The 4,716-nt window shown below is 61.5% G+C and carries 5 protein-coding genes; 3 read left to right on the forward strand and 2 right to left on the reverse strand.

Going from position 1 to position 4,716, the window contains the following annotated elements:
- The first annotated feature begins 271 nt into the window (after nucleotides 1–271).
- Both G6031_RS16215 and G6031_RS16220 read left to right on the forward strand, forming a co-directional pair.
- A complete protein-coding gene (locus tag G6031_RS16215; RefSeq protein ID WP_179523835.1) occupies nucleotides 272–2,032 on the forward strand; it encodes a hypothetical protein in 1,761 nt (586 codons plus the stop codon).
- 246 nt (nucleotides 2,033–2,278) lie between these two features.
- Nucleotides 2,279–2,755 (forward strand): hypothetical protein, encoded by a 477-nt coding sequence (locus G6031_RS16220; RefSeq protein WP_179523836.1) that lies wholly within the window; start codon nucleotides 2,279–2,281, stop codon nucleotides 2,753–2,755.
- Nucleotides 2,756–2,994: 239 nt separating this feature from the next.
- Here G6031_RS16220 and G6031_RS16225 read toward each other — a convergent pair whose 3' ends face one another.
- The gene (locus tag G6031_RS16225) at nucleotides 2,995–3,402 is read right to left on the reverse strand and encodes a hypothetical protein (RefSeq protein WP_182653820.1); all 408 of its coding nucleotides are present in this window, start codon (nucleotides 3,400–3,402) and stop codon (nucleotides 2,995–2,997) included.
- Nucleotides 3,403–3,882: 480 nt separating this feature from the next.
- Here G6031_RS16225 and G6031_RS16230 point away from each other — a divergent pair, with 480 nt between their 5' ends.
- The gene (locus tag G6031_RS16230) at nucleotides 3,883–4,356 is read left to right on the forward strand and encodes a hypothetical protein (protein ID WP_179523838.1); all 474 of its coding nucleotides are present in this window, start codon (nucleotides 3,883–3,885) and stop codon (nucleotides 4,354–4,356) included.
- A 75-nt stretch (nucleotides 4,357–4,431) separates the two neighbouring features.
- Here the strand turns inward: G6031_RS16230 and G6031_RS16235 are convergent.
- A partial coding sequence (locus tag G6031_RS16235) for a helix-turn-helix domain-containing protein (protein WP_182653821.1) occupies nucleotides 4,432–4,716 on the reverse strand: 285 nt, incomplete at its 5' end.

Consider the following 4,716-nt stretch of genomic DNA (forward strand, 5'->3'; position numbering starts at 1 on the left):
GACACTGGCCGCTGACACTGGCCGCTGACACTGGCCGCTGACACATACCTGGGGCTGGCAATGACGTTCCGCCACAGCCGGCTGGACGGGCTCTCGAGTCGGCACCGGCAACCAGGTCTTATGACAAGCCGCACCGTCGAGGCTGCGCAGCGAGCGAACTTTCGCCCTCTCCCCCGTCGCGGCATCTGTTCGTCAACCTGCGTCGTAGTCGATTGGGATACTGGATCGGTGCCCTCGCGCGATGAAGTCTTGATGAGTACTTGGCGAATCCATGTCCACTGAACGCGTCCCCTGGTCTCGCCTCGACAGCGGCGAGTTCGAACACACCGTCGCGATGCTGGTGTGCGCCGACCACCCGCTGGGTCAGAAGTTCACACCTGGCCCGGACGGCGGCATCGATGTCTTTGTTCCCGACGGCGACAGCCAGCGCAAGGTGTTTCAAGTCAAGAACTTCCCCCTGAAGTTTGCCAACGCAGAGTTCCGACAAGTGAGGAAGTCGCTCAGGGCGGTCGCCGAAACGTCAAGGCAAGAGGGATGGGCGATCACCGAGTGGCACCTTGTGATCCCCCGCGATTCAAGCCCCGGATACCGCGCTCGAATCGAAGAGGAGGTCAAATCTCTGGGCATCCCGACGTGGTCATGGATGGGCCTGACACGGCTCGACATTTTCGCGGCACGCCACCCAGAGCTCATCGATTATTACCTCAAGGGGGGCAAGGACCGTCTCGCTGATCAACTCGCCGATCTCACCGCCATCATTCGCGGTGACACGACCCTTGGTAGCGGGACTCGTTTGCAACCTGCCGACGTCGGCGACCGAATCAGGATCTTGCAACGTGCAGCAAACAATGACCCTCACTACCGGTACCACTTCGGAACATCCGATTGCCCCCCGCACCAAGTAGATGAGCCCTGGCTGGTTGCTGTCGCAGCCGAGCAACACGGCCCCATGTGGCTCCACATCAAGGTGTATGCAAAGTTCGCTGCCGCCCTCAGCGAGCGTCCGATAACCACTACCGTGCAGGTCGACGTAACCGGCGACCCGGCACTCGCCGAGAGCTTCGAGCAGTTTCTCGATTTCGGAACCGATCTCACGATCCCCTCGTCTGCTGCGTCCGCAGAACTCAACCTCCCCGGCGGGCTCGGCGGCACTATTGACAGTGCTGAGATCCACTTCACCGCCATCACGGCCGAAGCGGGCGGTCCGGAACCCGCATCTAGCATCACCGTTGGAGTCCGAGACGCTACAGGTGATGTCGTCGCCGAACTGCGGTTGGAGCGGAAGAGCTTCACGTCAGGGGTGCGCGGCGGCCAGCGAACCGTATGGGCTGACCGGACCGACAAGGTGGAGCTTGCACTTAGGACCCGCTTCGAGCCTATCGAAGTCGAAGCAGACTTCCGTATGAACTGGGACGCCTATAGCCAATTGCCAGGCGACCTCATCGATGCCGTTTCATTCATGGATGCGGTCGATCGCGGAGTGTCAATCGGACTGAGTCCCAGCCACGGACCGCGCCGTTATAGCTGGACTGTTCCTTACCCTCACGACCGAAATTCGAATCTCCATCTAACGGCGCGGCTCGTACGAGCGTTGAACGTAATCCAGCAGCACTCCACGGATCTGCTTCGCATCCCGAGCGCCCTCTCCGCGGGAGAACTCCGACATGTCTTCGAAGCAGCAACCCTCCTGCAAGGCCAAGCGGCTAGCACCACCTGGTCACCGTTTGAATTCACCATCGATGCCACCGATCGCCCCACGCTCACTGCGGGGTCACGTATCAATGTCGCGGTTACGCAGAGACTCAACATCGAGTTGGACGGAGAAGAACACCACCTTGGCCAAGTCGCAGCGTTCCTTGATGCCGTCGTCGACTCCGTCGACGGCGACACTGTCGCGCTCAGCCCGGGAGACCCGGACGCCCGTGCCACTCGCGTTCTCGCGGAGGGCGAAGAGTACAGAGTCTGGGTGGCGGCGACCGACGCAGAGAGCAAACGTCCCGCGCCCGACGGCAACAGGGATGGGCCAACCTGAACACCCAAAGCCGAACGGCCGCGAAGGGCACTGGGGAGTGTGGCAACTCCCCCATGTCACCATGGGCCGTCAGCCTGGTGTCGCATTTGACGATCCTTCATCGTGACACTGGCTCGGACCGTCGGAATGGTTCCTCGACCTGTGGTCCAGGGTCTTACTGAAGTGTCGTACAAGCCTGCCGCACAGAGCAGGACCAAATGCACCGTACCTACTGCGAGTGGGGAGTAGGTGCAGGAGGATTCAGACATGGAGCGTTCACGCGCCGCACTTCCCGACGACCAGTATCTCGCGAGGGTGGGCGAAGTAGCGTATTCGGTCTCCTACCTCGAGTGGACCATCCTCGGCGATCTGCCCCGTCTTGCTGATCGACTACCAGCCACCCTCGCACTGAAGCACCTCGAACCAAAGACGACTTCGGGCATAGCCAGTGCCGTGAAGAGCGCAGCGAGTGAAGTGGAAGACCCTCAGATCAGGAACTACCTGGTCGCGGTATACAAAGCATTGTTCGCGGTAGCGGCGGTCCGGAACGACGTTCTACATGCACGGCCCGCCACTCACCCCCAACAGGGACAGCGGCTCAACCGCGCGGAGACGAAGAACAACACCGCAACCGGCAAGCGCTTCTGGATCGATGACGGATGGTTCGACGAGGCAATCGGGACGCTGAACGAGAATCTATCCGCCGTTACTCGTGTGAGGCCGCCGCTTCCTAACTGCCGCTAACGTCCGGGCACTTCACCCATCACCTGAGGGAGCGTTGGATCGGCGCCCCCAGTCTCGTTTGCTGCGATTCGATTGCGCGAAACTACCGTCATACGTGCCTCTCAGTTCCTTGGTTGTGGGACGGTGTGATCCGACCCCGGAATCGGTCGACTCCAAAGGAGATCGCATCGACATGTGGCGGTCTTGTGCGATCGCTATATGGTGGTAGCTCTTCACGCCGCTGATGGGGATGGTCTGGGTTACGGGGCGGCTCGGTAGGTCAGATCAATATCCGGGCCGATAGGGAGAGCCTCGATGGGCTCGTGGGCGAGAAGGGCGTCGATGAACTCCTCGGATCCTCCGACGAGAGTGGAGTTGTAGTCCACCTCCGTTGACAGGTACCAACTCTTGTTCTCCGGCCAGAGCAATGCGGGAAAGTCGAAGAGGAAGCCTGACTCCGAGCGAAATGCGTCAAGGAGCGCCGCAAGCGATACCCGAAATAGCACGTAGTCACGCACGCCCAAACGGGCCGTGGGGAAGCTCGTGCCCGGCTCGTGCTGTGGCTGTATGCCATCCCAGTACCCCGCGAAGATGGGGGCCTCCGCGGGAAGGCGTTCGACTATGAACTCGAGGTAGGCAGGTCCGGAGATTTTATCCAGCCCGCCCACGTCCGGGCTGATACTGCGTAGTCGCAGATCGCGTCGAGAGATCTCATACCAGCGCGTATCCGGACGGATCGCAAGGCCGACGGACTGAGCGTAATCAGACCACGGCAAGAACGAGTCGGACAGTCCGCCATCAGACGGGCCGTGAACGCGGTGCAAGATGCGGCAGTACTTTTCGAATCCAGCCGGCACCTGGAAATCGACACGGTGAAGGTCACCCGACTGGCGTCGACTCGCCCAGTCCGCGACCGAGGTGTCCGAGACCAGATCGAACCCTCGTTCACGAAGCTCTCCATACATCCCCACCGCGCCGCTCCCCTCACCAGCTCAATGTCCCCGAGAACATACAGCCGAACGAGACACCAGTTGTCCCCCAGGGGCGAGTGCACCGTGGGGGCAGCAGTCCCTTCTGCCGGTCGGGCCAAACTTACGCGGGCAGAGAAACCTGGTTCCGAGAGCAACTTGCGCGCATACGGTGGTGCCATGAACCTGAATCGGCTGGACGTCCATCTTGAGTCTTACGACACGTCGTCGGTGTCCGGCCTCAAGGGCGTTGCGCTAATCATCGACGGGCTGCCTCTGGCGGAACACGTTCGAGAGATTGAGGCTGCGGAGATCCGGGCAAAGAAAACGGATGGTTCAGCCGGTTCGTACCTACCGATGGCGGTAGCAAATGTGAAGGGCCCTAAGCACTTTCTCGGCGCCCCCGAAGCATCGTTCTTCGGTGACGGGGACACGGTCCTCTTGGGGTGCACCTGCGGGGAGTGGGATTGCGGGCCATTGACCGCGCGTATCGAAGTGCGCAACGACGTCGTCGAGTGGCACGACTTCCGTCGCGGGTTCCGAGATTGGAACTACGAACCACTCGGCCGGTTCATCTTCGACCGTTCGGCATACCAGAAGCAGTTCGAGACGATCGACTGGTCCGATACCGGGATCCCTCCCGGTGGTTGGTGAAACCCTCAGAGCCGCTGCCGGCCCGATGCGCACTGCAAACTGACGCCGTCCCCCTCAGTGCGGACATCAAGCCGACTAGCTCGTCTGACGTTGTAGTGCGCGATACAACGTCGAGCGTCCCACCCCCAGATCACGTGCGATCGCCGATGGTCCCTCCCCTGCCTCAATGCGGGCGCGGGCCTTGTCGATCTGCTCGGCGGTCAGGACACGCTTGCGTCCCTTGTACTTGCCCTTCGCTTTGGCGATGGCGATGCCCTCAGCCTGGCGTTCGCGGATGATGGCCCGCTCAAACTCGGCGAACGCCCCGAGCAGCGAGAGCATCAGATCCGCTCGAGGATCCTGGGCGCCGGCGGCGTAGGT

Origin of the sequence: Dietzia sp. CQ4, from assembly GCF_014145125.1 — a bacterium.
GTDB lineage: Bacteria > Actinomycetota > Actinomycetes > Mycobacteriales > Mycobacteriaceae > Dietzia > Dietzia natronolimnaea.

Excerpts from the sequence above, each read along its gene's own strand:
- G6031_RS16230 (WP_179523838.1), top strand. The coding sequence starts at position 3,883 with ATGAACCTGAATCGGCTGGACGTCCATCTTGAGTCTTACGACACGTCG.
- G6031_RS16215 (WP_179523835.1), top strand. The coding sequence starts at position 272 with ATGTCCACTGAACGCGTCCCCTGGTCTCGCCTCGACAGCGGCGAGTTC.
- G6031_RS16220 (WP_179523836.1), top strand. The coding sequence starts at position 2,279 with ATGGAGCGTTCACGCGCCGCACTTCCCGACGACCAGTATCTCGCGAGG.